At 69.1% G+C, this 25807-nt stretch carries 21 protein-coding genes; 13 read left to right on the top strand and 8 right to left on the bottom strand.

The window, feature by feature from the left end; all coding sequences use genetic code 11:
• The first annotated feature begins 243 nt into the window (after nt 1-243).
• Nucleotides 244-2055, top strand: a complete 1812-nt coding sequence (gene typA / locus ACX93N_RS08675; protein WP_459428015.1) for a translational GTPase TypA — start codon at nt 244-246, stop codon at nt 2053-2055.
• Between the two features lie 29 nt (nt 2056-2084).
• Here the strand turns inward: typA and ACX93N_RS08670 are convergent, their stop codons facing one another.
• Entirely contained in the window at nt 2085-2552 is a 468-nt protein-coding gene (locus tag ACX93N_RS08670) for a GNAT family N-acetyltransferase (protein WP_459428014.1), read from the bottom strand.
• A 199-nt stretch (nt 2553-2751) separates the two neighbouring features.
• Between ACX93N_RS08670 and ACX93N_RS08665 the strand changes: the two genes are divergently transcribed.
• Complete coding sequence (locus tag ACX93N_RS08665) at nt 2752-3564, top strand: Crp/Fnr family transcriptional regulator (RefSeq protein WP_459428013.1); 813 nt, start codon at nt 2752-2754, stop codon at nt 3562-3564.
• A 73-nt stretch (nt 3565-3637) separates the two neighbouring features.
• Nucleotides 3638-5884: a DNA topoisomerase IV subunit A gene (parC, locus tag ACX93N_RS08660; protein WP_459428012.1), complete on the top strand. Its 2247-nt coding sequence runs from the start codon at nt 3638-3640 to the stop codon at nt 5882-5884.
• A 7-nt stretch (nt 5885-5891) separates the two neighbouring features.
• Here parC and ACX93N_RS08655 read toward each other — a convergent pair whose 3' ends face one another.
• Nucleotides 5892-7145, bottom strand: a complete 1254-nt coding sequence (locus ACX93N_RS08655) for a hypothetical protein (RefSeq protein WP_459428011.1) — start codon at nt 7143-7145, stop codon at nt 5892-5894.
• Between the two features lie 118 nt (nt 7146-7263).
• On the opposite strand from ACX93N_RS08655, the gene serB reads away from it, so the two are divergent.
• The gene (gene serB / locus ACX93N_RS08650; protein WP_459428010.1) at nt 7264-8235 is read left to right on the top strand and encodes a phosphoserine phosphatase SerB; all 972 of its coding nucleotides are present in this window, start codon (nt 7264-7266) and stop codon (nt 8233-8235) included.
• Here serB and ACX93N_RS08645 read toward each other — a convergent pair.
• A complete protein-coding gene (locus ACX93N_RS08645) occupies nt 8215-10017 on the bottom strand; it encodes a GTPase (protein ID WP_459428009.1) in 1803 nt (600 codons plus the stop codon). The two genes, serB and ACX93N_RS08645, sit on opposite strands and share 21 nt — an antisense overlap.
• A gap of 208 nt (nt 10018-10225) precedes the next feature.
• On the opposite strand from ACX93N_RS08645, the gene efp reads away from it, so the two are divergent.
• Together efp and epmA are read left to right on the top strand one after the other, a co-directional pair.
• Complete coding sequence (efp, locus tag ACX93N_RS08640) at nt 10226-10798, top strand: elongation factor P (RefSeq protein ID WP_459428008.1); 573 nt, start codon at nt 10226-10228, stop codon at nt 10796-10798.
• A 1-nt stretch (nt 10799) separates the two neighbouring features.
• Nucleotides 10800-11750 (top strand): EF-P lysine aminoacylase EpmA, encoded by a 951-nt coding sequence (gene epmA / locus ACX93N_RS08635; RefSeq protein WP_459428007.1) that lies wholly within the window; start codon nt 10800-10802, stop codon nt 11748-11750.
• Nucleotides 11751-11785: 35 nt separating this feature from the next.
• Here the strand turns inward: epmA and ACX93N_RS08630 are convergent, their stop codons facing one another.
• A complete protein-coding gene (locus ACX93N_RS08630; RefSeq protein WP_459428006.1) occupies nt 11786-12199 on the bottom strand; it encodes an acyl-CoA thioesterase in 414 nt (137 codons plus the stop codon).
• Nucleotides 12200-12201: 2 nt separating this feature from the next.
• The gene (gene nhaC, locus ACX93N_RS08625; protein ID WP_459428005.1) at nt 12202-13671 is read right to left on the bottom strand and encodes a Na+/H+ antiporter NhaC; all 1470 of its coding nucleotides are present in this window, start codon (nt 13669-13671) and stop codon (nt 12202-12204) included.
• Nucleotides 13672-13845: 174 nt separating this feature from the next.
• Here nhaC and ACX93N_RS08620 point away from each other — a divergent pair, with 174 nt between their 5' ends.
• Both ACX93N_RS08620 and ACX93N_RS08615 read left to right on the top strand, forming a co-directional pair.
• Entirely contained in the window at nt 13846-15570 is a 1725-nt protein-coding gene (locus ACX93N_RS08620) for a VRR-NUC domain-containing protein (protein WP_459428004.1), read from the top strand.
• Entirely contained in the window at nt 15563-17869 is a 2307-nt protein-coding gene (locus tag ACX93N_RS08615) for an ATP-dependent DNA helicase (protein WP_459428003.1), read from the top strand. Before ACX93N_RS08620 ends, ACX93N_RS08615 begins: the two co-directional genes overlap by 8 nt.
• On the opposite strand, the gene ACX93N_RS08610 is transcribed toward ACX93N_RS08615, so the two are convergent.
• The 3 genes from ACX93N_RS08610 to ACX93N_RS08600 are packed head-to-tail and all read right to left on the bottom strand — an operon-like array spanning nt 17848 to nt 21123.
• Complete coding sequence (locus tag ACX93N_RS08610) at nt 17848-19110, bottom strand: class I SAM-dependent methyltransferase (protein ID WP_459428002.1); 1263 nt, start codon at nt 19108-19110, stop codon at nt 17848-17850. The two genes, ACX93N_RS08615 and ACX93N_RS08610, sit on opposite strands and share 22 nt — an antisense overlap.
• Nucleotide 19111: 1 nt before the next feature.
• Nucleotides 19112-19867 (bottom strand): DUF1365 domain-containing protein, encoded by a 756-nt coding sequence (locus ACX93N_RS08605; RefSeq protein ID WP_459428001.1) that lies wholly within the window; start codon nt 19865-19867, stop codon nt 19112-19114.
• Entirely contained in the window at nt 19864-21123 is a 1260-nt protein-coding gene (locus tag ACX93N_RS08600; RefSeq protein WP_459428000.1) for an NAD(P)/FAD-dependent oxidoreductase, read from the bottom strand. Before ACX93N_RS08600 ends, ACX93N_RS08605 begins: the two co-directional genes overlap by 4 nt.
• 232 nt (nt 21124-21355) lie before the next feature.
• Here ACX93N_RS08600 and ACX93N_RS08595 point away from each other — a divergent pair, with 232 nt between their 5' ends.
• The 5 genes from ACX93N_RS08595 to ACX93N_RS08575 all read left to right on the top strand — a co-directional run bounded on the left by ACX93N_RS08595 (nt 21356) and on the right by ACX93N_RS08575 (nt 25640).
• Nucleotides 21356-21994, top strand: coding sequence for a sigma-70 family RNA polymerase sigma factor (locus ACX93N_RS08595; RefSeq protein WP_459427999.1), 639 nt, complete (start codon nt 21356-21358; stop codon nt 21992-21994).
• 29 nt (nt 21995-22023) lie between these two features.
• Nucleotides 22024-22674 carry a ChrR family anti-sigma-E factor gene (locus tag ACX93N_RS08590; protein ID WP_459427998.1) on the top strand — a complete coding sequence of 217 codons (651 nt, stop codon included), beginning with the start codon at nt 22024-22026 and terminating at the stop codon, nt 22672-22674.
• A 179-nt stretch (nt 22675-22853) separates the two neighbouring features.
• The gene (locus tag ACX93N_RS08585) at nt 22854-23996 is read left to right on the top strand and encodes a Re/Si-specific NAD(P)(+) transhydrogenase subunit alpha (RefSeq protein ID WP_459427997.1); all 1143 of its coding nucleotides are present in this window, start codon (nt 22854-22856) and stop codon (nt 23994-23996) included.
• A gap of 1 nt (nt 23997) precedes the next feature.
• Entirely contained in the window at nt 23998-24279 is a 282-nt protein-coding gene (locus tag ACX93N_RS08580) for an NAD(P) transhydrogenase subunit alpha part 2 (protein ID WP_459427996.1), read from the top strand.
• 2 nt (nt 24280-24281) lie between these two features.
• A complete protein-coding gene (locus ACX93N_RS08575) occupies nt 24282-25640 on the top strand; it encodes an NAD(P)(+) transhydrogenase (Re/Si-specific) subunit beta (protein ID WP_459427995.1) in 1359 nt (452 codons plus the stop codon).
• Nucleotides 25641-25807: the final 167 nt, after the last annotated feature.

The following is a 25807-nucleotide window of genomic DNA, read 5'->3' as shown; positions in this document are numbered from 1 at the left end:
TCAGTTCTGGTGCCTCGCGGAATTGCAAGTCCTGTGCCAGCCGGGCCCGGCTACAGGCCATTGAATCAAATAGGCTTTTTTTCCACCCGGCGGCAATCGGGGAAGCCTGCGCCCTTTGTTGGTGCAAGAGGGCACCTAGATAGTGCATTGCTCCCGGAGTGCCTGCAAGCAGGCTGGTGGCCGGCGCCGCGTCAGGTATAATCCTGCGCCTTTTTCGCCGCATCGCGGCCTGCGGAGAATCCCGTGATCGAGTCCCTGCGCAACATCGCCATCATCGCCCACGTCGACCATGGCAAGACCACGCTCGTCGACTGCCTGCTGCAGCAATCGGGTACCCTCGACCGGCGCAGCGCCGGCGCGGAGCGGATCATGGATTCCAACGACCAGGAGCGCGAGCGCGGGATCACGATCCTCGCCAAGAACACGGCGATCCGCTACGGCGATTACCGCATCAACATCGTGGATACGCCCGGGCACGCCGATTTCGGCGGCGAGGTGGAGCGCGTGCTGTCCATGGTGGACTCGGTGCTGCTGCTGGTGGACGCGGTGGACGGACCCATGCCGCAGACCCGTTTCGTCACCGCGAAGGCCTTCGCCCGCGGCCTTCGCCCCATCGTCGTGGTGAACAAGGTCGACCGCCCCGGCGCGCGCCCCGACTGGGTGGTGGACCAGGTCTTCGATCTGTTCGACAACCTCGGCGCGACGGAAGAACAGCTCGATTTCCCGATTGTGTTCGCCTCGGCCATCCAGGGCATCGCCGGCCTCGACCACGAGGCCATGGCCGGCGACATGACGCCGCTCTTCGATGCCATCATCCGCGAGGTGCCGGCGCCGAAGGTGGACGAGCGCGGCCCGCTGCAGCTGCAGGTGAGCGCGCTGGACTACAACAGCTACGTCGGGGTCATCGGCGTCGGCCGCATCACCCGCGGCCGGCTTGCGCCGAACGCGCAGGTCGCCGTGGTCGACAGCGAGGGCGGCCAGCGCAACGGGCGCGTGCTGCAGGTCATGGGTTACCTGGGTCTCGAGCGCGTCGAGGTGGCCGAGGCCAGCGCCGGCGACATCGTCTGCGTGACGGGTATCGACGGCCTCAACATCTCCGATACGCTCTGCGATCCGGCAGCTGTCGAGGCCCTGCCGCCGCTGACGGTGGACGAGCCCACGGTGAGCATGACTTTCCAGGTCAACGACTCGCCCTTCGCCGGCAAGGAGGGCAAGTACGTCACCTCCCGCAACCTCGCCGAGCGCCTCGAGCGCGAGCTGATCCACAACGTGGCGCTGCGGGTGGAACCGGGCGACAGCCCGGACCGCTTCATCGTGTCGGGCCGCGGTGAGCTCCACCTGTCGGTACTGATCGAGACCATGCGCAGGGAAGGCTACGAACTCGGCGTGTCGCGGCCGGAGGTGATCCAGCGGGAGATCGACGGCGAGCTCTGCGAGCCCTACGAGCAGCTCCTGGTCGACTGCGAAGAGGCGCACCAGGGGGCGGTCATGGAGGCCCTCGGCGAGCGCCGGGCGGAGCTCTCGAACATGGTGCCGGACGGCAAGGGCCGGGTGCGCCTCGAGTTCATCGTGCCCGCCCGCGGCCTTATCGGCTTCCGCTCCCTGTTCCTGACGCTGACCTCCGGGAGCGGTATCCTGACGCACGTCTTCGACCATTACGGCCCGGTGCGCAGCGGGATGCTGGCACAGCGCAACAACGGCGTGCTCATCTCCATGGTGACCGGCAAGACCCTCGCCTACGCGCTCTACAACCTGCAGGATCGCGGCCGGCTCTTCGTGAAGCCGAACGTGGAGGTTTACGAAGGGCAGATTATCGGCCTGCACAGCCGCGGCAATGACCTGACGGTCAACCCCACCAAGGCGAAGCAGCTCACCAACATCCGCGCCGCCGGCACGGACGAGGCGCTGGTCCTCACCCCGGCGGTGGAGCACAGCCTGGAGCAGGCACTGGAATTCATCGCCGATGACGAGCTGGTGGAGGTGACGCCGGCCAGCATCCGCCTGCGCAAGAAGTTTCTCAAGGAGCACGAGCGCAAGCGCGCCTCGCGCGGCTAGCGTTCCTGCCGGACCGGCAGGGGCTACGCTCAGCCGACGGCGAGCACCATGTGCACGTGCTCGATGCCGTCCTCGTCGTAGCTGTCACCGTCGATGATGAAGCCCAGGCTCTCGTAGAATGCCGTCAGGCGCGCCTGGGCGCCGATGCGGATGGCATGGCCGGGCCAGCGCTCGCGGTTGAAGGCGATGCCCCGGCGCACCAGTTCCCTGCCGAGGCCCCGGCCGCGCCCCGCCTCGGGGACGATGATGCGTCCGATGGAGCTCTCCCGGTAGGGCGTCCCGGGCGGGAGGCAGCGCTGGTAGGCGAGGAGCGTGTCGCCGCGCCGGCAGAATACGTGCCAGGCGGCCCCGTCCAGGCCGTCGCAGTCCAGGTAGGGGCAATCCTGCTCGACCACGAACACGGCCTGGCGCAGGGCAAGGATGTCGTAGAGCCGCTGCACACCCAGCGCGTGAAAGGGCAGCGCCTCCCAGGCATCCCCGCGTTCGTTTCCCGTCACCGTGCCTGCTCCCTGCCAGTTTCTCGCGTTCATCGGGGGCGGGCATGCTAGCGCGCCGGGGCGGGCGGCGCCAGCGCGGGTTTCGCAAATTGCAATCGCGCGGTCGCTGAGAACTTGCTATGATCGCGCTGAGACAGCGGTGCAGGGCCAAGCCGTCTCCCCGGGTGCCCGGGCAGGCCTCCCAACCGGATGCAGGTGAATGCTCGCGAGTGTAGATCTTCCCGATGATTTCACGGCCCTGAACCGCCAGTTCCGGGAGCTTGTCCAGACCCTCCTCGATGATGTCGACCTGCCCCCGGGCCGGGTCGAGGTCACGGCGACGCGCAGCGGCAATTTCCGCGGCTTCGACGGCGGCAAGTTCTACCTCGTCGAGAGCGGCACGATCACGGCACGCTACCGCGACCGCTCGGTCTTCCTCCTCGAGGAGGGCGACCTCCTGCTGCCGGACATCGCCGGTCTCGGTGACCCGGACGCCGCCGTCTACTATGGCAGTGAGGCCGGCGCGAGCCTGCACAGCTACCCGGCGCTGGAGTTCATGCGCCAGGTATTCTCGCGCTCCTCGACGACCAAGCTCTGGACCCGCCTGCTGGTCACCTACTCGGGCATGATGGTGCGCCTCGCCGCCGCCAACAGCAGCATGGATGTTGTCACCACCCCGGGTTTCGAAGTCTACGAGCCGGACGATATCATCATCCGCCAGGGTGACCGGGCCGAGTATGTCTACCACATGACCTCGGGCGTGGCCGATGTTCTCGTCGACGACGTGCTGGTCGGCCGCATCGGCTCCGGGGAGATCTTCGGCGCCATGGCCGCGCTCACCCGCGCCGATCGCAGCGCCACGGTGCGCGCGCGCAGCGCCTGCTCGGTCGTCAAGGTGCCCACGCACCAGTTCTCGGACCTGATAAAGAGCAACCCGGCGACCATCCACGCCCTGCTCTCCGACATGGCAAACTCCATCGCCAGCCTGAACGAGCAGGTGGTGCGCCTGCAGGGAAGCAGCGAGGACGCCTGAGTACGGCGCCGGTGCCCCGCGGCCCCCGACCATTCATCCACCCCCCGACCGGAGCGAGTGACGAGACAATCGCATGGCTGACACGCAAGTGAACGAAGGCGACGGCACCGAGCAGGTTTCCCTGCGCCAGTACGCCGAGAAAGCCTACCTCGACTACTCCATGTACGTGATCCTGGACCGGGCCCTGCCGCACGTCGGCGACGGCCTCAAGCCGGTGCAGCGGCGCATCGTTTACGCCATGAGCGAACTCGGGCTCAAGGCGACCGCCAAGTACAAGAAGTCCGCGCGTACGGTCGGCGACGTGATCGGCAAGTTCCACCCGCACGGCGACAGTGCCGCCTACGAAGCCATGGTGCTGATGGCCCAGGACTTCAGCTACCGCTACCCGCTGGTGGACGGCCAGGGCAACTGGGGCTCGCCGGACGATCCGAAATCCTTTGCTGCCATGCGCTACACCGAGTCGCGGCTTGCGCGCTACGCCGAGGTACTGCTCGAGGAGGTGGGCCAGGGCACGGTGGACTGGGTGCCGAACTTCGACGGCACGCTGCGGGAGCCGGCGATCCTCCCGGCCCGGGTACCCAACGTGCTGCTCAACGGCACCACCGGCATCGCCGTGGGCATGGCCACGGACATCCCGCCGCACAACCTGCGCGAAGTCGTCGATGCCGCCGTGTACCTGCTGGAAAATCCGAAGGCCACCGTCGCGGACCTGTGCGCCTGCGTTCGTGGCCCGGACTTTCCCACCGATGCCGAGATCATCACCCCCGAGGACGAGCTGCGAACGATCTACGAGACGGGCCGTGGCAGCCTGCGCATGCGCGCCGTCTGGGAGCGGGAGAACGGCGATATCGTCGTCCACGCGCTGCCCTACCAGGCCTCCGGGGCCCGGGTGCTGGAACAGATCGCCCAGCAGATGCAGGCGCGCAAGCTGCCCATGGTCGCAGACCTGCGCGACGAGTCGGACCACGAGAGCCCCACGCGCCTGGTGATCGTGCCGCGCTCGAACCGCGTCGACTGCGAGGCGCTCATGAGCCACCTGTTCGCCACCACGGACCTCGAGCGCAGCTACCGCGTCAACCTGAACGTGATCGGCATCGACGGCCGCCCGGGCGTGCGCAATCTCGAGAAGATGCTAAGGGAGTGGCTCGAGTTCCGCCGCACCACGGTGCGCCGCCGCCTCGAGCACCGCCTGGAGAAGGTGCAGAAGCGCCTCCATGTGCTCGCCGGCTACCTCATCGCCTACCTCAACATCGATGAGGTGATACACATCATCCGCACCGAGGACGAGCCCAAGGCCGCGCTCATGGCGCGCTTCGGCCTGAGCGACGTGCAGGCGGAAGCGATCCTCGAACTGAAGCTGCGCAACCTCGCCAGGCTCGAGGAAATGAAGATCCGTACGGAGCAGGACGAGCTCGAGAAGGAGCGTGACCAGCTGGAGAAAACCCTCGGCTCGGACGCGCGCCTGAAGACCCTGATCAAGAAGGAGCTGCGCGCCGTTGCCGAGAGCTACGGCGACGACCGGCGCTCCCCCATCGTCGCCCGGGAAGACGCGCAGGCCTTCAGCGAGCTGGACCTCATGAGTGCCGACCCGATCACCGTGGTCCTCTCGGAAAAGGGCTGGATCCGGGCCGCCAAGGGCCACGAGATCGCCCCGTCGACGCTCAGCTACAAGTCCGGCGACGCCTTCAAGCTCGCCGCCCGCGGCCGCAGCAACCAGCCGGCGGTGCTGCTCGACTCCACGGGCCGCGCCTACACGGTTTCCACCCACAACCTGCCCTCGGCCCGGGGCCAGGGCGAACCGGTGACCGGGCGTATCAGCCCGCCGTCCGGCGCCGTCTTCAACGGCCTTCTCATGGGCGATGCAGACCAGCGCTGCCTGCTGGCGAGTGACGCCGGCTACGGTTTCGTGGGCCGCCTCGGCGACCTGCAGGCCAAGAACCGCGCCGGCAAGGCGGTACTGACGCTGCCGAAGGGGGCCCGGGTGCTGGCTCCGACACCGGTACCGGAAGGTGCCACCCGGGTCGCCGCGGTATCGAACGAGGGCCGGCTGCTGGTGTTCTCCCTCGAGGACCTGCCGGCCCTCGCCCGGGGCAAGGGCAACAAGATCATCGCTATCCCGTCGGCGCGGGTGCAGGCCCGGGAAGAGTTCGTGGTCGGCGTGCTCGCGCTCGGCGACGACGAGTCGCTGGTCGTCCATGCCGGCAAGCGTCACCTGACCCTGAAGCCCGCGGAGCTGGAGCACTATCGCGGCGAGCGGGGCCGGCGCGGCAACAAGCTGCCGCGGGGCTTCCAGCGGGTGGAGCGCCTGGAGCGCGGCTGAGCGCGGCTCAGGCAGCGGCCTCCCGCCGGCTCCGGAGCCGGGCGAGAAGCAGTGCCGACTGCCGCTCCAGCAGCAGCTGCTGGACATCGGTGAAGCCGGCGAGGCGCTTGAAGCCCGGCTTCTCCGGGCGCAGTTCCGCGCGTGCGCAGACGTCCGCGTCGGCGGCGGCATCCTCGGTCACCAGCACGTGCTCGCGGTCGTGCAGGCAGGCATCACGCAGTTCATCGAGCACCCCCTGCAGGTAGAGCCCCGGGTAGATGTCCGCGGCGTCGCCGGGGCCGAGTTCGCTCCGGCCCACGGCCATGCCCATGCCCAGGGAGAGAGACATGCCGGCCTCCAGCGTGCCGGCGACTTCCCGAATCAGCGCCGCGCAGGCCACGGCGCGCAGCGTCGCGCTCCCGGTTCCCTGGCCCTCCGCGAAGCAAAGGGCGAGGCCAAAGGGGCGCGCGACCTGCAGCGAGCCGCCGTAGCAGGCCGCCGACGCGTAGATGATGCGGTGCAGCCGGTCCGTGTAGCGGTGCAGGTTGCGCTCGTTGAGCGTGTTCACGTAGCCGGCCAGGCTCGCGAGATGCAGGTAGAGCACGGTATTCGTGCGGTAGTGCTCGCCGCTCGGCGCGCCGGCGTCCCGCGGCCGCAGGAGCTCCAGCGGCAGCGCGTCGACCCGCGCCTCCAGCAGCGCGAGTTCGCTGGTGCCGGCGGCTGGCGGCGTCGCCCCGTCCAGGGCCAGGCGCCCGGCCGCGGCGGCGATGCGGCCGACCAGGCGCGCCGCGCCGTAGCGGGCCACCAGGAAGACGAGCAGGCTGAGGACGACGGCCAGGGCGCTGAGGCTGAGCAGGAAGCGCTGCCTGGACTCGCGCGCGCTGTCCGTGGCGAGGGCGATGCGCACCCGGCCGGCGGTGTCCGGGCCGATGCGCACCGGCGCCTCGTAGTGGGCCTCGCCGGGGCGGTCGCCCCCCCCTGCGCGGCCGAGCGCCTGGCCCTCGACATCGTAGATTTCCACCACCGTGGCCGGAGAGCTCTCCACGAAGCGCTGGAGGGACGCGGCAACGCTGAGCAGATCGCCGCTTTCCAGGGCGGTGCTGATCCGCCGGGCGATCTGCTGGGCGAGGGCGTTGCCGTATTCCGCCTGCTGTGTCTCCAGCAGATAGCGGCTGGAAGTGGCGGCGAGCGTGACCAGGGCAAGGGCCACGGCCAGGCTCAGCGCCGCGGCGGCCAGGGGCAGCTGCAGGCCGAGGCTGAGGTTCCGGAGCGGGGCTTTCACGGTGCGGTGGCGGTCCTCCCGATGCGGCGGCGCCAGTATAGCGCGCCGCGGCGAGGCACCGTGAATCGGCGCGCCATCCGGGCTAGAATGCGCCACCCCCCCGAAAGGACCTGCACCCGTGTTGCCCCCGCCCCTGATGGACCTTTTTGCCGCACGGCCAGAGCCGCCGAGCCACGTGGCCACGCTCGTCGGCCGGCCCCTGGGCCGGGACGCCGTGGCCGCCTTTGCGGAACTCCTCGCCGGCCATGGGTGGCGGGTACTTGGCGGCGAGTGGCTGTCACTGCCGGGTTCGCCGCGGGGTTGCCTGGAGGTCGCCCTCGCCGGTGACGGGGCGTCCCTGCCATCGCTGCGCGAGGCCTCCCTGGCGCTTGCCGCCGAACGGTCCCTGGATATCTGCCTGCAGGCCGAGAGCCTGCTGCGGCGACACCGGCGCCTGGCGGTCTTCGATATGGATTCCACGCTCATCGAGGCGGAGGTCATCGACGAGCTCGCCGGGGCGGCCGGCGTCCGCGAGGCCGTGAGTGCGGTGACCGAGCGGACGATGCGCGGCGAGATCGATTTTCGCGAGAGCTTCCGCGCCCGCCTCGGCACTCTCCGCGGCCTCGACGCCGCCTGTCTCGACGGCATCGCCTCGGGTCTCGAGCTGGTGGCCGGCGCCCGGCAGCTGGTGGCGACGCTGCGCGCCCTCGGCGTGCACACGGCGATTCTCTCCGGCGGCTTCGATTACTTCGCCCGCACTGTGCAGGCGCGCCTCGGCATCCACGAGGTGCACGCGAACCGGCTGGCGCTGGAGGGCGGGAGGCTCACCGGCGAGGCCGTGGAGCCGATCGTCGATGGCGCGCGCAAGGCCGCGCTGCTCCGTGAACTCGCGGCCCGCGAGGGGCTGACTCCCGCGCACGTGCTGGCGGTCGGGGACGGCGCCAACGACCTGCCGATGCTCGGCGAGGCGGGTCTCGGCGTGGCCTTCCGCGCCAAGCCCGTGGTGCGGGCCGCGGCGCAGCAGGCCATCAGCCACTTCGGCCTCGACTGCGTGCTGTTCCTGCTCGGCGTGCCGGAGCGGCACTGGGTCTCAGAGATCGTCCCAGACTGATTCGAACTGGTTGGCTGCGAGGGCATCGTGCCCGCCGTCAATGTCCTCGTCGAGCTGGCGCCGGTACTCGAAATCGAACTGGCCGAAGGCCGCCGTCGAGGCGATCTGCCGCTTGAGCTTGACCAGGAATGTTTCATCCTTGCGGGCGAGGATGATCTTCTGGTTCTCCTTGAACACCAGCCGCGGGGCGAGCAGCGTATGCGGCTGGCCGACGAGGGCGATCTCCGGCAGGAGGATGACGCGGATGGGTCGCGAGTAACCGCCGTCCGGGAGCCGTACCTGGGCGGCGTAGGCCGTTCCCCGGGGGCTCAGCAGCTCGAGGCCGAGGAGCGTCGGCGCCTTCTTCACCTGGCTGATCCAGCGGATCACGGCGATGGACCAGTCGCCCTCGCCATGCTGCTGCTCGCGCAGGCAGACCACGTCGCCGATGCTGATCCCCTCCGGCAGGCCGGTCCACTCAACGCAGTAGCCGCCCGGGCTGACGTTGGTGGATTCCACGGTGAAGACCGTGTAGCGGCGGGGCGGGCCGTCCAGCTCCAGCACGGCCAGGGAACCCGCATCCACGGCCAGGTCGCGTTCGCTGTGGTCGCTGTGTTCCTCGAAGTCTTCCTCGGGATTGGCCTGCTGCCACCGGTCGCCGCCCCCGGAGGCCTTCAGGAAGGGGTTCTGCGCCAGCTGCTCCGTGACCGGTGGCTCGTAGTCATCGCCGTGGAGTACCTTTTCGAGGCCGCGTTCGCCGGCGACGTAGTAGTGCACCGCAGTCAGCCCCGTGGCGATCCAGAGCTGGTGCCGTGCCGGCTGGCGGTTGAAGTGACGCTGGGAGATTTCGCCGAGAGCCCGGCCCAGGTGCGCGCACAGGTGGCCGTCGAGGCGGATCTCCCGGTCCAGGCTGTAACCGCCCTCTTCGCTCCGCTCCCGGAGCTCGGCGAGGTGCCGGACCAGCGGCCTCGTGTTCAGGTAGCGCTGGCTGCCACCGAGGGGCTGCGGCTGCAGCGCGCTGTAGCCGGGCGGGCGATCGCTGCCGAGGTCGATGAAGAACAGGCCCTCGCCCACCGCCGGGTCCTCAATGCGGGCGAGGCCTCGCCACTGCTGGAGGGCGCGGAAGGTGGTGAGGATATCCTGCTGCCGGAGCTGATTGCTGTTGCAGCAGGCGAGCAGGACGCAGGGCAGGTACTCGCCGGCGACGGTGGCTTCGCCGCCCGTGAGCGGGTCCGTGACGGGCAGGTTGGCCAGCTGCTGGCGCTCCGCCAGGGCGTAGAGGTGATGCAGCATCGCCCAGTGGTTGAGCGGCACGGGGCGGTAGAGCAGGTAGTACTGGAGCAGTTCCTGGCTGCGGAAGGCCACGGCGCGCTGCAGGGCCTCGCAGGCGAGGCGCGCCGGGTTCTGGCCGTCGATGGCGTCCGGCTTGCGGATGGTGTCCACCGCGACCAGGGCGTAGCCCGCCGCGCCGAGCTCGCAGAGGTCCGACGCCAGCTCCGAGCGCTGCTGGGCGTGCTCGGAGATCACTGTGCTGTCGGAGATGAAAGCCTGGGTGAGGGCGTCCGTGACCTGCCTGAGCGGCGCGCGCAGGGCCTCGAGGATCTCGAAGCGCCGCGCCGGGGGGAGTGACACCCGGTTCAGCGAGGACAGGGCGTCGCGAAGCGCCGAGGCGCCCTTGGCCGGGTTGCCCCCCGGGAGCCGGGTTGCCCAGCTCTCGGCGGCCGCCGGCGTGAGCTCAAAGAGGTCAAAGGACGCGAGGTCCTGCTGCGGCAAACGGAGGATGCCCGTGCTGCTTTCCGGCATGATCGCCACCCTCCCCGGGGCACTCATCGGAAGTGGGCAGTTTATCGCATGGCGGCCCGCCCGGCGCAATGTATCACTGAAGGTGTCATTGAAGGTGTCATTGAAGGTGTCATTGAAGGTGTGACTGAATGCGTCAGTGAAGGTGTCACTGACTTTAAGCGCACACCTGCGCTATGATGCGCGGCTTTTCCGGTACAGGTGGTCATCCATGGCTAACTACTCTACCAATGAATTCCGCTCGGGCCTCAAGGTGATGCTCGACGGTGAACCCTGCAGCATCCTCGAGAACGAGTTCGTGAAGCCCGGCAAGGGCCAGGCCTTCAACCGCGTCAAGCTGCGCAACCTGAAGACCGGCCGGGTCTGGGAGCGCACCTTCAAGTCCGGCGATTCCCTGGAGGGGGCGGATGTGATGGACGTGACCATGGAGTACCTCTATACGGACGGCGAGTTCTGGTACTTCATGGAGCCGAAGAGCTTCGAACAGCACCAGGCCGACGCGGCCGCCGTGGGCGACGCGAAACAGTGGCTCAAGGAACAGGAACCGGTGGAGGTCACGCTCTACAACGGTACCCCGCTGTCGGTAGCTGCGCCGAACTTCGTCGAGCTCGAAATCGTCGAGACAGACCCGGGGCTGAAGGGTGATACGGCACAGGGCGGCAGCAAGCCGGCGACGCTGAGCACCGGCGCGGTCGTCCGCGTGCCCCTGTTCATCTCCCAGGGCGAAGTGATCCGCGTCGACACCCGCACCGGGGAGTACGTGGCCCGCGCCAGCAAGTCCTGAGATGGACGACTGGCGGCCCGCCGCCAGCCCCGCGGCGCTCGCGCGCCGCGCCGAACTCCTGGCCGCCGTGCGCGATTTCTTCTCCCGCCGTGGCGTTCTCGAGGTCGAGACGCCGCTCCTCGCCCGCCATGGAGTGACTGACCCCGCCATCGAGCCGCTGGTGGTGCAGGGCGGGGCCTCGCTCTCTGCCCCGCGCTACCTTCAGAGCTCGCCCGAGTACGCCATGAAGCGGCTGCTGGCGGCCGGCAGCGGCCCCATCTACCAGCTTGGCAAGGCCTTTCGTGATGGCGAGGCGGGGCGGCGGCACAACCCGGAGTTCACGCTGCTCGAGTGGTACCGGCCGGGTTTCGATCACCATGCCCTCATGGGCGAGGTCGCCGAGCTCCTCGAGCACTGCCTGGGCCCGACCGGCTGGCGCAAGGTGACCTATGGTGACCTGTTCCAGGCTCACCTCGGCCTCGACCCGCACAGTGCCGACACGGAGACCCTGGCGGCCGCCGCCCGGGCGGAGCTGGCTGCCGGTGACCTCGAACTGGACCGTGACGGCTGGCTCGACCTGCTGCTGTCCCACCGGATCGAGCCCGCGCTGGAAGGGGTCGTCTGCATCCACGCCTATCCCGTTTCCCAGGCGGCGCTGGCCCGCATCGATGAGAGCGGGCCGGTACCCGTGGCGGAGCGCTTCGAGTTCTACGTCGACGGCCTCGAGCTGGCCAACGGCTACCATGAGCTGGCCGACCCGGCGGAGCAGGCGCGGCGCTTTGCCGCCGACAACGCCCGGCGGCGGCAACTGGGGCTGGCCGAACGCGCGCCGGACGCGCGGCTGCTGGCAGCGCTGGAAGCCGGCCTGCCGGCCTGCAGCGGCGTGGCCCTGGGCTTCGATCGCCTGTTGATGGTGGCTACCGGTGCGGGGAGCCTCGACGAAGTGCTCGCCTTTCCCTGGGGGCAGTCCTAGGCACGGCCCTCCCCGGGCTCGATGATCGCCGGGCCTTAGACCTCGAGGAACACCCCCGGCATGCGCCGGGGCCTGCCGGTCGAGATCTCGATGCAGGCGAAGGCCATCCTGCCGCGCAGCAGGGTGACGCCGTCCCCTTCCCGGCATACCTGGAAGACCCGGCTCATGGTCAGGCGCCGGTCCCAGCCCGTGATCCAGGTGGCAATGGCGACCCGGTCGCCGAGGCGGGAGGCGGCGAGGTAGTCGTACTCCCCGTGAATCACCGCCATGGCCCGGTCCAGGGCGCGGTAACCCGCGAGATCCATGCCCAGCGCCTCCGTGTGCGCCCAGGCCGCCTGCTCGCACCACTGCACGTAGACGGCGTTGTTGGTGTGCTCGAGGCCATCGATGTCGCTCTCGCCCACGGTGCGCTCGATGACGAAGGGGGCCGGATGGTCCCAGGCGAGCACGTTCACGCCTCCCCGGGAAGGCGCCCGTCCCCGCTCTCGAGGGGCTTCTGGGCAAAGTGCAGGAAGCCGTAGGCGATGGCGATCAGCGGGCAGGCGAGGTTGAAGAACGCGAACGGCGCGTAGCTTGCCGTCGCCACGCCGAGGGTGGCGCTCATGTAGGCCCCGCAGGTGTTCCAGGGGATCAGCGCAGAGGTGATGGTCGCCGAGTCTTCCAGCGTGCGCGAAAGATTGAGCGGCGACAGGCCCCGGGCGAGGTAGGCGCGCCGGAACATGCGCCCGGGCAGGGCGACGGAGATGAACTGGTCCGCCGCGAGCACATTGGTGGCGAAGCAGGTGGCCACGGTGGTCGCCACCAGTGAACCGGTGCTGCGCACGCCGCGCAGGGCGACCTCGAGCCAGTAGTTGAGTACGCCGGTGCGTTCCAGCACGCCGCCAAAGCCCAGGGCGCAGAGGATCAGCCAGACGGTATTGAGCATGCTGCTCATGCCGCCCTTGCTGAGCAGGGCATCGAGGTCGGCGTTGCCGCTGTCGGACCGGTAGCCGTCTGCCAGGGCCATCCACAGCCCCTTGCCGTGGGCGGCGATGCTGCCGCCGGGCGTTTCCCCGGCGAGACGCAGCACCTGCTCCGGCTGGAAAAGGAGCGCCACGAGCCCGCCGGCAAGGGCCGAGAGGACAATGGCCGGATAGGCGGGGAAGCGCCGGTAAACCAGGTAGAGCATCAGCACCAGGGGAAGCAGCAGGTGCGGGCCGATGGCGAACTCCCGCTGCAGGCTGTCGGTGAGCCGGGCGATCTGCGCCGGCTCCGACGCGTCCCCGCTGCCGAGGAACGCGAAGATGACCAGTGCCAGGCAGAAGGCGGGGGCCGTGGTCCAGACCATGTGGCGGATGTGCTCGAAGAGGTCGACGCCCCCGGAGGCCGCCGCCAGGTTGGTGGTATCGGACATGGGCGACATCTTGTCGCCGAAGTACGCGCCGGAGATGATCGCCCCGGCGGTGATCGCCGGCGACAGGTCGAAGGTGCCGGCAATGCCCATGAGGCCGATGCCCAGGGTGCCGGCGACGGTCCAGGAGCTGCCGATGCTCAGGGCGACGACGGCGCAGAGCACCGCACTCGCTGCGTAGAACACCCGCGGGTCGAGGATCTGCACGCCGTAGTAGATCATCGCCGGCACCGTGCCGCCGAGAATCCAGGTACCGATGAGCATGCCGACGGCGAGGAGGATCAGCGTCGGGCCCAGGCCCACGCCGATGCCGTCCACCATGCCGGCCTGCGCCGCGTCCCAGCCGAGCCCCGTGCGGTAGCCGATCAGGGCCGCGACGCAGGTGGCGAGGACGAGGGCGATCTGGTTCGGGCCGTAGGAGGCGTCGGAGCCGAAGAGGAAGACGGAGCAGGCGAGGAGGGCGACGAGGAAAACGATCGGCGCTGCGGCCAGCGGCAGGGTCAGTCGGTCGTTGGCGTGTTCACTGGTCAAGGCCTGTCCCCGTTGCTTGCCGGCTTGCCCGGCTCCCGCCGGCTCACCGGGCGAAGGATGCCGGAAAAGCACCGCGCGGTACAGGCGGCCTTCGACAGGCGGTCTGTGACGGGCGGTCTGTGACGGGCGGTCTGTGACGGGCGGACTCTGACAGGGGCGCGCCGCTGGCGTACCATGAGCGGGTTGATCGACCCCCGGGGCAGCGAAGCGTTGAAACCCCAGCCCGCCAAAGCCGCGCCGCCAACCCTGCCGCCGCGTTACTACCTCGACAATTTCCAGCGCCTGCGGGAGGCGGTCGAGCTGCGCTACGCGGACCTGCTCACGGATGACGAGCAGGCCGTGCTCGCCGCCTTCGATGCGCTGCCGGCGCCGGCGCGCTGCCTCTACCTGCGGCTCCTGTCCCGCGTGGGCCCCTGGTTCCGTGCTTCCCGCCTCGACTACGCGGAGATCGGGCCGCCGGGGCCTGCCGTCGATGCGCTCGTGGGCGCCGGGCTCGCCGTGGAGCCGGAAACCCTGTCCGTGGAGCAGCTCGGCCAGCTGTTCACCCGGCCGGAGATAGCCGCCCTCTACGCCGGGGTGCTGCCGGGCGCCGGGCGGCTGGCCAAGGGGCCGCTGCTGGAGGCGGTGGCCGCGCTGGGCGAGGACGACGATGCCCGCTGGGCACGGCTGCAGGCGCGGGCGCCGGAACGCGTGGTGGCGCCCCTTGCCATGGAAGTGCTGGAGGTGCTGCAGCTGCTTTTCTTCGGCAACCGGCGCCAGGGTCTCCTCGATTTCGTGCTCAGCGACCTCGGGGTGGCCCGCTACTATCCTTACGCCCTCGACCGGGAGACGCGCCTGTTCCCGGACCGGGCCGGCCTGGAGGCGGTGCGGGCCGTCGGCGGGCTGTCGGACCTTTACTGGCAGTGGCGCGAGGACCCGGAGCCCGATGCCGCCGTGCTGCCGGCCCTGGCAGAGGCGGCGCTGGCGCTCGAGGTCAGCGGGGAGGCGGCGCAGAGGCCCTGGTGGCGTCTGCTCAATCGCCTCGGGCGCGATTGCGAACGCCGGGGCGGCGGCGAGCTGGCGCTCGCGCTTTACGCGGCCAGCGGCCGCCACCCGGCGCGGGAGCGGCGTGCCCGGGTGCTCGAGGCCAGCGGCGAGGACGCGGCGGCCCTGGAGGCGGTGGAAGCCATGCTCGCCGCGCCCTGGTGCGAGGCGGAGGCCGCCGCGGCGGAGCGCATGGCCCGGCGGCTGCGCCGGCGTGTCCACGGCCGGCCCCAGCCCCGGCCCCGGGATCGCTTCGCCGTCGCCAGCCTCGCGGTGGAGCGGGTGACCGGCAGCGTGGAGCGCGACAGCGCCGCCGCCCTCGAGGCCCGGCACGGGCGGCCCGTGTACTACCTGGAGAACACGCTGTTCCCGGGCCTGTTCGGCCTCGCCTTCTGGGAGCAGCTGTTCGCACCGGTGCCCGGCGCCTTCCACCATCCCTACCAGGCGGGCCCTGCCGATGCGTTCAGCGCGTCCTTCCGCGAGCGCCGCCGCGCCGCCATCGACCGGCGCCTCGAAGAGCTGGCGGCAGCGGATCTTCCCGCGCTCCTCGCCGCGGCATGGCGGCGCTACCACGGTTACCAGTGCCACTGGGTGGACTGGCGCGTCCTCGACGAGGCGCTGGTACATCGCGCCGCCCGCTGCATTCCCTTCGACCACCTCGCCGGCACCTGGGAGCGCCTGCTCTTCGACCCCGCCGACAATCGCCGGGGTTTCCCGGACCTCGTCGCGCTCGGCGAGGCTCCCGGCGACTATGCCCTCTACGAGGTGAAGGGGCCCGGCGATGCGCTGCAGGAGCACCAGCGTCGCTGGCTCAACCATTTTGCTTGCCTGGGCATGCCGGCCTCGGTGCTCCAGGTGAGCTGGGCCGATGGCTGAGATCCCGGTTGCAGTCCGCGAACTGGTGGCCTTCTGCCACCGCAGCGGCGACATCGACCAGCGCTTCCAGGCCTCGCCGACCGCGGCCGATGGTCAGCGCGGTCACCGGGAGCTCGCCGCACGACGCCCGGCGCCCTGGGAGGCGGAGGTCGCCCTCAGCCATCGCTGGACCGATGGCCGCCGGGCACTGCTGCTCCGGGGCCGCGCCGACGGCGTGGACCGCAGCGCCGCCCTGGTGGAGGAAATCAAGACCTGCCGGGTGGATCCGGCGCGCATGCCGGCGGCGCACAGCCGCCAGCACCTGGCCCAGGGACGCCTCTACGCGGCGATGCTGGCGCAGGCGGAGGACCTCCCGGCGGTGACCGTTCGCCTCACCTGGTACCAGCTGGACAGCGGCGAGGAGCACACCCTGGAACAGCACTACGAGGCCGCCGAGCTCGCGACCTTCCTCGAGGAGAGCCTCGCCCGCTACGCTCACTGGCTGGACACCCTCGACGCCCTGGCGGCGGAGCGCGATGCCACGATCGCCGCCCTGGCCTTTCCCCACCGGGACTTCCGCGCGGGCCAGCGCAGCGCGGCGGAGCTGGTCTACCGCTGCATCGACCGCGGCGGGCAGCTGTTGCTGGAGGCACCCACGGGGATCGGCAAGACCCTGGCGGTGCTCTACCCCGCCCTCAAGGCGCTCGCCACGGAGAAGCACGACAAGCTGCTGTTCTGCACGGCACGGCACACGGGACGGCGGGCGGCGGAGCAGACCCTGGCGCGGCTCGAGGAGGGCGGTCTCGCGGCCACGCGGCTCACGCTGACTGCCAAGGAGCGCATCTGCTTTTCGCCGGGGAAGGCCTGCCGCCCGGAGGCGTGCGCCTACGCCCGGGGCTACTACGACAAGCTGCCGGCGGCGCGTGCCGAGGGCGTGGCGCTACGCCGCCTCGACCAGCCTGCCCTGGAGGCCCTCGCCCGGCGGCACGCGCTCTGTCCGTACCAGCTCGCCCTGGACCTGCTGCCCTGGTGCGATGTGATCGTCGCCGACCAGCACTATGCCTTTGCCCTCGCCGGTACCCTGGGCCAGCTGGCCCGGGAGCGGGGGGAGCGCTGGTCACTGCTCATCGATGAGGCCCACAACCTGCCCGCGCGGGCCCGGGACATGTACAGCGCGTCCCTGGACCGGGGCCTGCTGCGCCGCGCGGGACGCGCCGCCCGCGGTCGCTTGCGACGCGCGCTGGTCGCCGCCGATGCGGCGCTCGGGGCGCTGGCGCCGGTGGACCTGCCCGCCGGGGGGCGGGTTTGCGGGCTCGATCGGCCGCCGGCCTCCGTGACCGGGGCGCTGGAGGATGTCGTGGCGGCAGCCGCGGCGCTGCTGGTCGATCGTCCGGAGGTGCTTGCGGCGCCCGGCCCGCTCAAGGACGCGTGGTTTGATGCCCTGGCCTACCTGCGGGTCGGCGAGGAGTGGGGGGAGGATTACACCTGCGACCTGCACGTCGATGAAGCGGGGGAGCCCGCGACCCTGGTGCTGAACTGCCTCGATCCCGGGCGCCTCCTGGCCGGGCGGCACGACGCCGGCCATGCCAGCGTCGCCTTTTCCGCCACGCTGGCGCCGCCTTCATGGATGGGACAGCGTCTCGGTTTCCGCCCCGACGCGGTCTGGCACCGCTGCCCGTCACCCTTCCGGCCAGCGCAGCTGGCGGTCACCCTGGAGCCGGCCATCGATACCCGCTACGCCGCGCGCGCGGCGAGCCGCGATGCCCTGGTGGCGCGCCTGCTGGCCTGGGCCGCGGAGCACCCGGGCAACTGCCTGGTGTTCTTCCCGTCCCATCGCTACCTCGCCGACTGCCGCGAAGCCATCGCGGCCGGCCTCGCCGGCCGGCAGCTCTGGGTGCAGCCGGCGCCGGGGGAAGCGTCGGCGGAGGACCTGGTCGCCCTCCTGGGCACGGAGCGGGACGTGCTCGGCCTCTGCGTGCTGGGCAGCGGCTACAGCGAGGGCGTCGACCTGCCGGGCGATCAGCTGCGTTCCGTGGTCGTGGTCGGCCCCGGTCTGCCACAGCTGTCCCACGACACCCGCGCCCTCGAGAGCTGGTTCGCGGCCCGGGGGCACGACGGCTTTGCCTGCGCCTGTCTCTACCCGGCGCTACAGCGCGTGAACCAGGCCCTCGGCCGCGTGATCCGCGGGGAGGCGGACCGCGGCGCGGCCCTGCTCATCGATCCGCGCTTCCTGCGCGCGCCCTACCGCGGCCTGCTGGCGCCGCACTGGGACTACCGGCTCGCGGGCGGGGAGGACGCTCAGCCCTCGGGCGGGCGGTAGCCGGGCTTGGCAAAGGCGAGCTGCGCGGTGCCGATGATGCGCTCGCGGAAGCCGCCCTCGCAGTAGCAGAGGTAGAACTCCCACATGCGGATGAAGCGCTCGTCGAAGCCCAGCTTGCGCACGCTGTCGAGGTTGGCGAGAAAGCGCTCGCGCCAGTGGGCCAGGGTGCGCGCGTAGTCGCGGGTGATGTCGCGCAGGTGCACGAGCTGCATGTCGGTGTCGTCGGCGATGTGCCGGCCGATCACGGCCAGCGAGGGCAGGCAGCCGCCGGGGAAGATGTAGCGCTTGATGTAGTCCACGGAGCGCCGGGCGCGATCGTAGCGCTGGTCCGGGATGGTGATGGCCTGGATGACCATCTTGCCGTGGGCCTTGAGCAGCTTCGAGCAGCACTGGAAGTAGCTGCGGTAGAAGTCGTGGCCCACGGCCTCGATCATCTCGATGGATACCAGCTTGTCGTATTCCCCGGTGAGCTGCCGGTAGTCCTCGCAGAGTACCGTCACCCGGTCCGCGAGGCCCAGGCGCTCCACCTCTGCCCGGGCGTGCTCGTACTGCTCGCGCGAGATGGTGGTGGTGGTGACCCGGCAGCCATAGCGGGTGGCGGCGTGGATGGCCATGCCGCCCCAGCCGGTGCCGATCTCCAGCAGGTGGTCGTCCGCGGAGAGCTCGAGCTGGCGGCAGATCTCCTCGAGCTTGGCGACCGCCGCGGTCTCGAGGCTGTCCGCCGGGTCGGCGAAGATCGCCGAGGAGTACATCATGGTCGGGTCGAGGAACAGGCGGAAGAAGTCGTTACCGAGGTCGTAGTGGGCCGAGATGTTGCGCCGGGAGCCCGCGTGCGTGTTGCGGTTCATGGTGTGGGCAACGGCGAGGCCGGCGCGGACGTACCAGTGCTGCTTCGCCTGCAGGGTCTCCAGGGCGGCCATGTTGGCGCTGAACAGGCGGGTCACTTCCGTGGGGTCCGGGGACGACCAGTCGCCCTCGATGTAGGCCTCGCCGGAGGCGATGGTGCCGCCGGTGAGCACCTTCCGGTAGGCCTCGCGGTCGTGGACCACGATTTCCGCCTGCGGCTCGCCGGGCGCGCCGCGCTTGCCGAAGTGGAAGGTGTCGTCGCCGTCCCGCAGCGTCAGGCTCCCGGTGCTGATCTTCTCCAGCACGCCCAGCATGAGCTTGCGCGCGAGGTTGCCGCCAAGCAGGCTTCGGGCCTGCGGTAACAGCCGGATCCGGCTGACGCTCAGGTCGTTCATGTCACACTCCAGACGGTTTGCTTCTCTCGGGGTGGGGGTAGAAGGGCACACGCTTGGCGAACAGCTTCAGTGCCTCGAAGTAGATGGCGGCCGCGACCTTCGCAGTCATGAAGGGGTAGCGCAGCAGCATGCGGTTGAGATTGCGCGCGGTCAACGGCTCTGCCGTCAGTGCCAGCGTGGCGTCGAACACGAGGTCGCCGCCCTCGCTGTTGGCCAGGTGGATGCCGAGGCGCCGCCCGGGGGTATTGCTGCGCCAGTGATAGCGCTGCGCCATCGGGTTGAAAGGGGAGACGTGCAAGGCCTTGTCGAAGTCGCAGGACAGGCGCTCTTTCCCCTCGGCGCAGAGGACGTAACTGTGGCGCTCGTTCCAGGGCGTGTTGGTGACTTCCGCCACCAGGTACTCGAGGCGGGCTTCGTCCTCGCTGTAGCAGTAGTAGCAGCAGATGGGGTTCATCTGGATGCCGAAGTAACGCAGGTTCGCCAGCAGGTAGATCGGCCCGCGGTGCACCTGCCCGGTCTCCTCGCGGATCCGCCGGCGGACCTCGTCGGCCAGGGACTCGCCGGGGTCGCCGAGGAAGTCCTCGCGGCGGAAGCGGCCGGGCGCCGGGCGCCGGGCGGACCAGAGGGGCATATCGTCGAAGAGCCCGGGCAGTTCGTCCAGGCAGAGATAGGGCATGAAGACCCGGTAGCTGAAGGCGTGCTCGCGGGGACGGTGCCTGCGGTGCCGCAGCAGCCCGGTGTAAAGCCGCGATTTCATGCCGCGGCTTGCTCGCTCCCGGCGAGGGCCCGGGCCACCCGCAGCGCGCTGACCACACCGTCCTCGTGAAAGCCGTTGTGCCAGTAGGCGCCGCAGTACCAGGTGCGGCGCTGGCCGTTGATGTCACCCCAGCGCTCCTGCGCGCGGACGCCGGCAGTGGAGAACACGGGGTGGGCGTAGCTGAAGCGGCCGAGGATCCTGTGCGGATTGATGGCGCTGGTGTTATTGAGCGTCACGCAGAATGTCTCCGGTGCCTCAAGCCCCTGCAGGATGTTCATATTATAGGTCACCACCGCACGCTCCTCGTCCACGCCGAGGCGGTAGTTCCAGCTCGACCAGGTGTCCCGGTTTTCCGGCAGCAGGCGCACGTCCGTATGCAGGACGACGTCGTTCTCCTGGTAGGGCAGCGCGCCGAGGACGGCCTGCTCGGCGTCGCTCGGGTCCGCGAGCATGGCCAGGGCCTGGTCCGAGTGGGTGGCGATGACCACCTGGTCGAACTGCCGCTGCTCGCCGCTGGCGAGGGTCAGCGTCACCCGGTCCGGCTGGCGCCGCACCGCGGTCACGGCGCAGCCGGTGTGGATGCGGTCCTCGAAGCGCTGGCAGAGGGGGCGCAGGTACTCCCGGGAGCCGCCCTCGATGACATGCCACTGAGGGCGTTCACGGATCGACAGCAGGCCGTGGTTGCGGAAGAAGCGCAGAAAGAACTGCAGCGGGAAGTCGAGGATCGAAGCGCAGTCGGCGGACCAGATCGCCGAGGCCATGGCGACGAGGTACTGGCGCCGGAAGGCCTTCCCGTAGCGGTGCCGGTCCAGGTACTCGCCGAGCGTGGTGGCGTCGTCCACGCGGCCGGCGTCCAGATCCTCGATGGCCTCGCGGTTGAAGCGCAGGATGTCCCGCACCATGCCGAGGAAGCGCGGGGAAAAGAGGTTGCGCCGCTGGGCGAAGAGGCCGTTGAGACCGCTGCCGCAATACTCGAGCCCGGTCGCCTCGTCGTGCACCGAGAAGCCCATGGACGTAGGCCGGCTGCTCACCCCGAGCTGGTCGAGGAGGGCGATGAAATTCGGGTAGGTCCAGTCGTTGTAGACAATGAATCCCGTGTCTACGGCGTAGCGGCGGGTGCCGAGCTGGACGTCCACGGTCGCCGTGTGCCCGCCGACCTGGCCATTCGCCTCGAAGACCTCGACCCGGTGGTCATCGCTCAGATAGTGAGCGCATGCTAACCCGGAGATACCAGAACCAATGACTGCAATGTGCAAAGCGATGACCTCAATGAGTACGTGGGGATTACGCCACCCCGGTGTCGCCGGATCAACCCGCCGGGCGCCGTGCGCGGAAGCGGTCAGGGAGCGGCAGGCAATACGCGGCGGGTGCCGGGCGGCTTGCCCAGAAAAACCACGACAAGTCATGGTCAAAAGCTGGTCACAGCGGGGCGGGAGCTTTGCCGCGTGGTAGCGTATGCTGTTCAGTCGAGAGCCTGGAGGCGATCTCATGGAACACAGTGCAGAGCAGCAGGACGTCGAAGCACGGAGTGACGGGAAGGTCGTGCGCTGGCCCCAGGCGGGGCGCCGCACCGACGAGTGGAGTGAGTGCCTGGTCAAGATTGCCAGGGACCAGGACCGCGCAGCCTTCACCCGGCTCTTCCGGCATTTCGCGCCGCTCATCAAAGCCTTTGCCCTCTCCGGCTCGACCCTGTCGGCGAACCACGCCGATGAACTGGTGCAGGAGGTCATGCTCAAGGTCTGGCAGAAAGCGGGCGCCTTCAATCCGGAAAAGGCGGCGGCCAGCACCTGGGTGTACACGATCGCGCGCAACTGCCGTACGGACCTTTTCCGGCGGCTGCAGAAGTTCGACACGCCCCTGGCCGCAGAGGACTTTGCCCCCGAACACGAAGAAAATCAGGAACCGTTCGCCCAATTGCAGTCCAAACGCAGCGGTGAGCGTATAAGAGAAGTGATGGCGGGGCTGCCACCGGATCAGTTGCAGATCCTCGCCAAGGTGTACATGGAGGGTAAATCGCACGCCGAAGCCGCTGCAGAACTCGACCTGCCCCTGGGAACGGTGAAGTCCCGGGTCAGGCTGGCGATGCAGAAAATGCAGGTCCACTTCGAGCGTGCCGAACAGAGCTAGAGAAAATGGCAACGCATCATCACCCATCAGTGGAGCTTTTAACCGAGTACGCGGCAGGCACCCTGTCTCTTGCCCAGCTGGCCTGTATGTCGGCGCACTTCAACTACTGCGACGACTGCCGGCGCACGACGGAGCAGCTGCAGGACGTGGGCGCTGCCCTGTTCGAGACGCAGGATCCGGTCCCGGTGGGCGACGCCCTGCTGAATACCGTGCTGGCCCGCCTCGATGAGGCGCCGCCCCTGTCCTACAGCAGGCCGCAGCGGAGCCAGGGCGGGGGACGCAGCGAGAACGGTGTACCGGCGCTACTCCAGCGCCTGATGGGCGGCGATTTTTCCGATCTGTCCTGGCGGAAGATCACCTCTGCCCTGAGCATTGCCTACCTGAAGACCGGCGACTCGAACTACGAGTTCGCCCTCTACCAGATCAAGGCGGGGGGATCGATCCCGGACCACGACCACCGTGGCAGCGAGATGACCCTCGTCCTCGAGGGGGGCTTCAGTGACGACCGCGGAACCTACCATCCGGGGGATTTCACCTACCGGCAGGCCAGCGAGGCGCATGCACCCAGGGCGTTGCAAGGGCAGGACTGCATCTGCCTGGCGGTGCTCGACGCGCCCCTGCGCTTCACGGGCTGGAAGCACCGCTGGATGAACCCCTTCCTCACGCTGCACGCCGGCTGACGCGCCGCTGCGGAGGGCTCCCTCCGCGGATGCCGCTCCGCTTTTCCTGTGCTACAGTCAGCGCCCCCGTGAGCCTGCGCCCCGTCGGCAGCGGGCGCCCCGGGCGCTGCACCATCGATCAACGCAGGCGCACCCGAACGCCTGTACGGGCTACGACATGGTAGAGAGGGGATGAAAACATGCTCTTAGGTGTGCCAAGAGAAACCCACCCGGGGGAAAACCGCGTTCCCATCACCCCGGAATCCGCGAAGAAGCTCGTGCGGCTCGGCGCCGACCTCCAGGTGGAAGCCGGCATGGGTGCCGGTGCCGGCTTCGAGGACGCCGAGTACACGGAGGCCGGTGCGACCGTCGTCACCGACCGGGATAAGCTGCTCGCCGAGGCCGACGTGCTGCTGCGCCTGCGCAAGCCGGCCGTCGAGGAAATCGGCGCCATGAAGGAAGGCTGTATCCACATCAGCTACCTCGACCCGTTCAACGAGCACGAACTGGTGCAGGCCTTCCGCGACCGCAAGATCAGCGCCATCAGCATGGAGATGATCCCGCGCACCACCCGCAGCCAGAAGATGGATGCACTCTCCTCCCAGGCCAACCTCGCCGGCTATGTCATGGTGATCCAGGCCGCAGCGCACCTGCCGCGTATCTTCCCGATGATGATGACGCCCGCGGGCACGCTGAAGCCGGCCAAGGTCTTTATCATCGGCGCCGGTGTGGCTGGCCTGCAGGCGATCGCCACCGCCAAGCGCCTCGGTGCCCGGGTCACGGCCTTCGACACGCGTCCCGTGGTGGCGGAGCAGGTTCGCTCGCTGGGCGGCACGTTCCTGGAGATCGACCTCGGGGAGACGGGCGAGACCGCCGGGGGCTACGCGAAGGAACTCACGCCGGAGCAGATCGAGAAGCAGCGAGAGGCCCAGAAAGCGGTTATTGCCGAGTCCGACGTGGTCATTACCACGGCGCAGGTGTTCGGCCGGAAGCCGCCGGTGATCGTGACCCGCGACATGGTCGAGGGCATGCAGCCCGGCTCCGTGGTCGTGGACATGGCCGCGGAAACCGGTGGCAACGTCGAGGGCTCCGTGCCCAACGAGGTGGTGGAGATCAACGGCGTCACCGTGATCGGTAAGGGCAACCTGCCGAACCACGTGTGCCGCGATGCCAGCGTCATGTACTCCAACAACCTGTTCAACCTGGTTGACGATGCCTGGAACGAGGAAGAGGGCAAGCTGCTCATCGACCTCGAGCACGACATCCTCTCCGGCTGCGTGATCACCCACGGTGGTGAGGTCGTCAACGAAACCATCAAGAACCTGCTGGCGGGAGGGGAGTGATATGGAAGCCGTATTCCTGACGTTCATCCTGATGCTGTCGATCTTCGTCGGCTTCGAACTCATCAACAAGGTACCGGCAACGCTGCACACGCCGCTCATGTCCGGTGCCAATGCCATCTCGGGCATCACCGTGGTCGGCGCCGTCGCGCTGGCCGGCACGGGCCGGGGTGATCTTGCCAACTGGCTCGGCGCCCTGGCCGTGGCCCTGGCCTCGATCAACGTGGTCGGCGGTTACATGGTCACGGACCGCATGCTGGCCATGTTCAAGAAGCGGGAGGGTTGAGCATGGCGAACGAACAGATCGGTATCCAGCTGGCCTACGTCGTCGCGGCGGCGCTGTTCATTTTCGGCCTGAAGTTCCTCGGCTCGCCGGCGACGGCGCGGCGCGGCAACCAGATCTCGGCGGTCGGTATGCTGCTGGCGGTGGTCGCCGCGCTCATGGATCAGGGCATCGTCGACTACAGCTACATCCTGGCCGGCTTCATCATCGGCGGCGCCATCGGCGCCACGGCGTCGCGCCTCGTGCAGATGACCGCGATGCCGGAAATGGTGGCGCTGTTCAACGGCTTCGGCGGCCTCGCCAGCCTCTGCGTCGGCATTGCCGCGGTGGGCGCGAGCGCGAGTACCTTCACGGTGTTCACGGTCGTGCTGTCGATCCTCATCGGCGGCGTCACCTTCACCGGCTCGATTATCGCCTGGGGCAAGCTGAGCGAGAAGCTCGGCAACCTGAAGGCCCTGCCGAACCAGAAACTGGTGAGTTTCGCCGTGGTCGGCGGCATCGTGGCCTCCTCGCTCCTGTTCCTGGCTTTCCCGGGCGGCGAGTTCTGGCTGCTGCTGCTCGTCGTGCTGGCGCTGGTCTTCGGCGTACTGCTGGTGATTCCCATCGGCGGTGCCGACATGCCGGTGGTCATCTCGCTGCTCAACTCCTACTCGGGGCTGGCCGCCTGCGCCGCAGGTTTCGCGATCAACAACAATATTCTTATCGTCGCCGGCTCCCTCGTGGGCGCCTCCGGCATTATTCTCACGCAGATCATGTGCAAGGCCATGAATCGCTCTCTCAGCAATGTGCTGTTCAGCGGTTTCGCCGACCCGGTCGAGGCGGCCGCCGCCATCGAGGGTGAGGTCAAGCCGCTCTCCGTGGAGGATGCCTTCTATGTGCTCGAGGCGGCCACCAGCGTCGCCGTCATCCCGGGCTACGGCATGGCCGTCGCCCAGGCCCAGCACGTGGTCAACGAGCTGCGCGAACTCCTCGAGAAGAACGGCGCCGAGGTGGTTTTCGGCATCCACCCGGTGGCCGGGCGCATGCCCGGGCACATGAACGTGCTCCTTGCCGAGGCGGACGTGCCCTACGATCTCCTGCTGGAGATGGACGAGATCAATCCGCGCATGGACACGGTGGACGTGGCGATCGTCATCGGCGCCAACGACGTCGTGAACCCGGCCGCGCGGGAGGTGGAGTCCTCGCCGATCTACGGCATGCCGGTGATCAACGTGGACAACGCGCGCACGGTCTTCGTGCTCAAGCGCTCCATGGCTTCGGGCTTCGCCGGCATCGACAATCCGCTGTTCTTCAAGGACAACACGCGGATGATCTTCGGCGACGCCAAGGAAACTATCACCGGCCTGATCCGCGAGTTCGACTGACCCGCGGCAGCGCTCTTCCGAACGCCGGCCTTCGGGTCGGCGTTTTTTTTTGGCAAATCGGAGCGTTTCGGGGTTGCCGGTGATTTCCGGTGCGGCTGCTGGGGGATGCCCCCAGTCGACCCCCCGTTTCCGATTTGTGGGGGCATCCTCCAACAGCCACCCCCCCC

The sequence above is a fragment of the Pseudohaliea sp. genome (genome assembly GCF_054552115.1).
This window is presented reverse-complemented; position numbering and strand designations above follow the sequence as displayed.

Excerpts from the sequence above, each read along its gene's own strand:
- ACX93N_RS08620 (WP_459428004.1), top strand. The coding sequence starts at position 13,846 with ATGAGCGGGTTGATCGACCCCCGGGGCAGCGAAGCGTTGAAACCCCAG.
- ACX93N_RS08585 (WP_459427997.1), top strand. The coding sequence starts at position 22,854 with ATGCTCTTAGGTGTGCCAAGAGAAACCCACCCGGGGGAAAACCGCGTT.
- ACX93N_RS08615 (WP_459428003.1), top strand. The coding sequence starts at position 15,563 with ATGGCTGAGATCCCGGTTGCAGTCCGCGAACTGGTGGCCTTCTGCCAC.
- ACX93N_RS08605 (WP_459428001.1), bottom strand. The coding sequence starts at position 19,867 with ATGAAATCGCGGCTTTACACCGGGCTGCTGCGGCACCGCAGGCACCGT.
- epmA (WP_459428007.1), top strand. The coding sequence starts at position 10,800 with ATGGACGACTGGCGGCCCGCCGCCAGCCCCGCGGCGCTCGCGCGCCGC.
- ACX93N_RS08595 (WP_459427999.1), top strand. The coding sequence starts at position 21,356 with ATGGAACACAGTGCAGAGCAGCAGGACGTCGAAGCACGGAGTGACGGG.
- efp (WP_459428008.1), top strand. The coding sequence starts at position 10,226 with ATGGCTAACTACTCTACCAATGAATTCCGCTCGGGCCTCAAGGTGATG.
- ACX93N_RS08580 (WP_459427996.1), top strand. The coding sequence starts at position 23,998 with ATGGAAGCCGTATTCCTGACGTTCATCCTGATGCTGTCGATCTTCGTC.
- ACX93N_RS08665 (WP_459428013.1), top strand. The coding sequence starts at position 2,752 with ATGCTCGCGAGTGTAGATCTTCCCGATGATTTCACGGCCCTGAACCGC.
- ACX93N_RS08645 (WP_459428009.1), bottom strand. The coding sequence starts at position 10,017 with ATGCCGGAAAGCAGCACGGGCATCCTCCGTTTGCCGCAGCAGGACCTC.
- ACX93N_RS08575 (WP_459427995.1), top strand. The coding sequence starts at position 24,282 with ATGGCGAACGAACAGATCGGTATCCAGCTGGCCTACGTCGTCGCGGCG.
- ACX93N_RS08610 (WP_459428002.1), bottom strand. The coding sequence starts at position 19,110 with ATGAACGACCTGAGCGTCAGCCGGATCCGGCTGTTACCGCAGGCCCGA.
- parC (WP_459428012.1), top strand. The coding sequence starts at position 3,638 with ATGGCTGACACGCAAGTGAACGAAGGCGACGGCACCGAGCAGGTTTCC.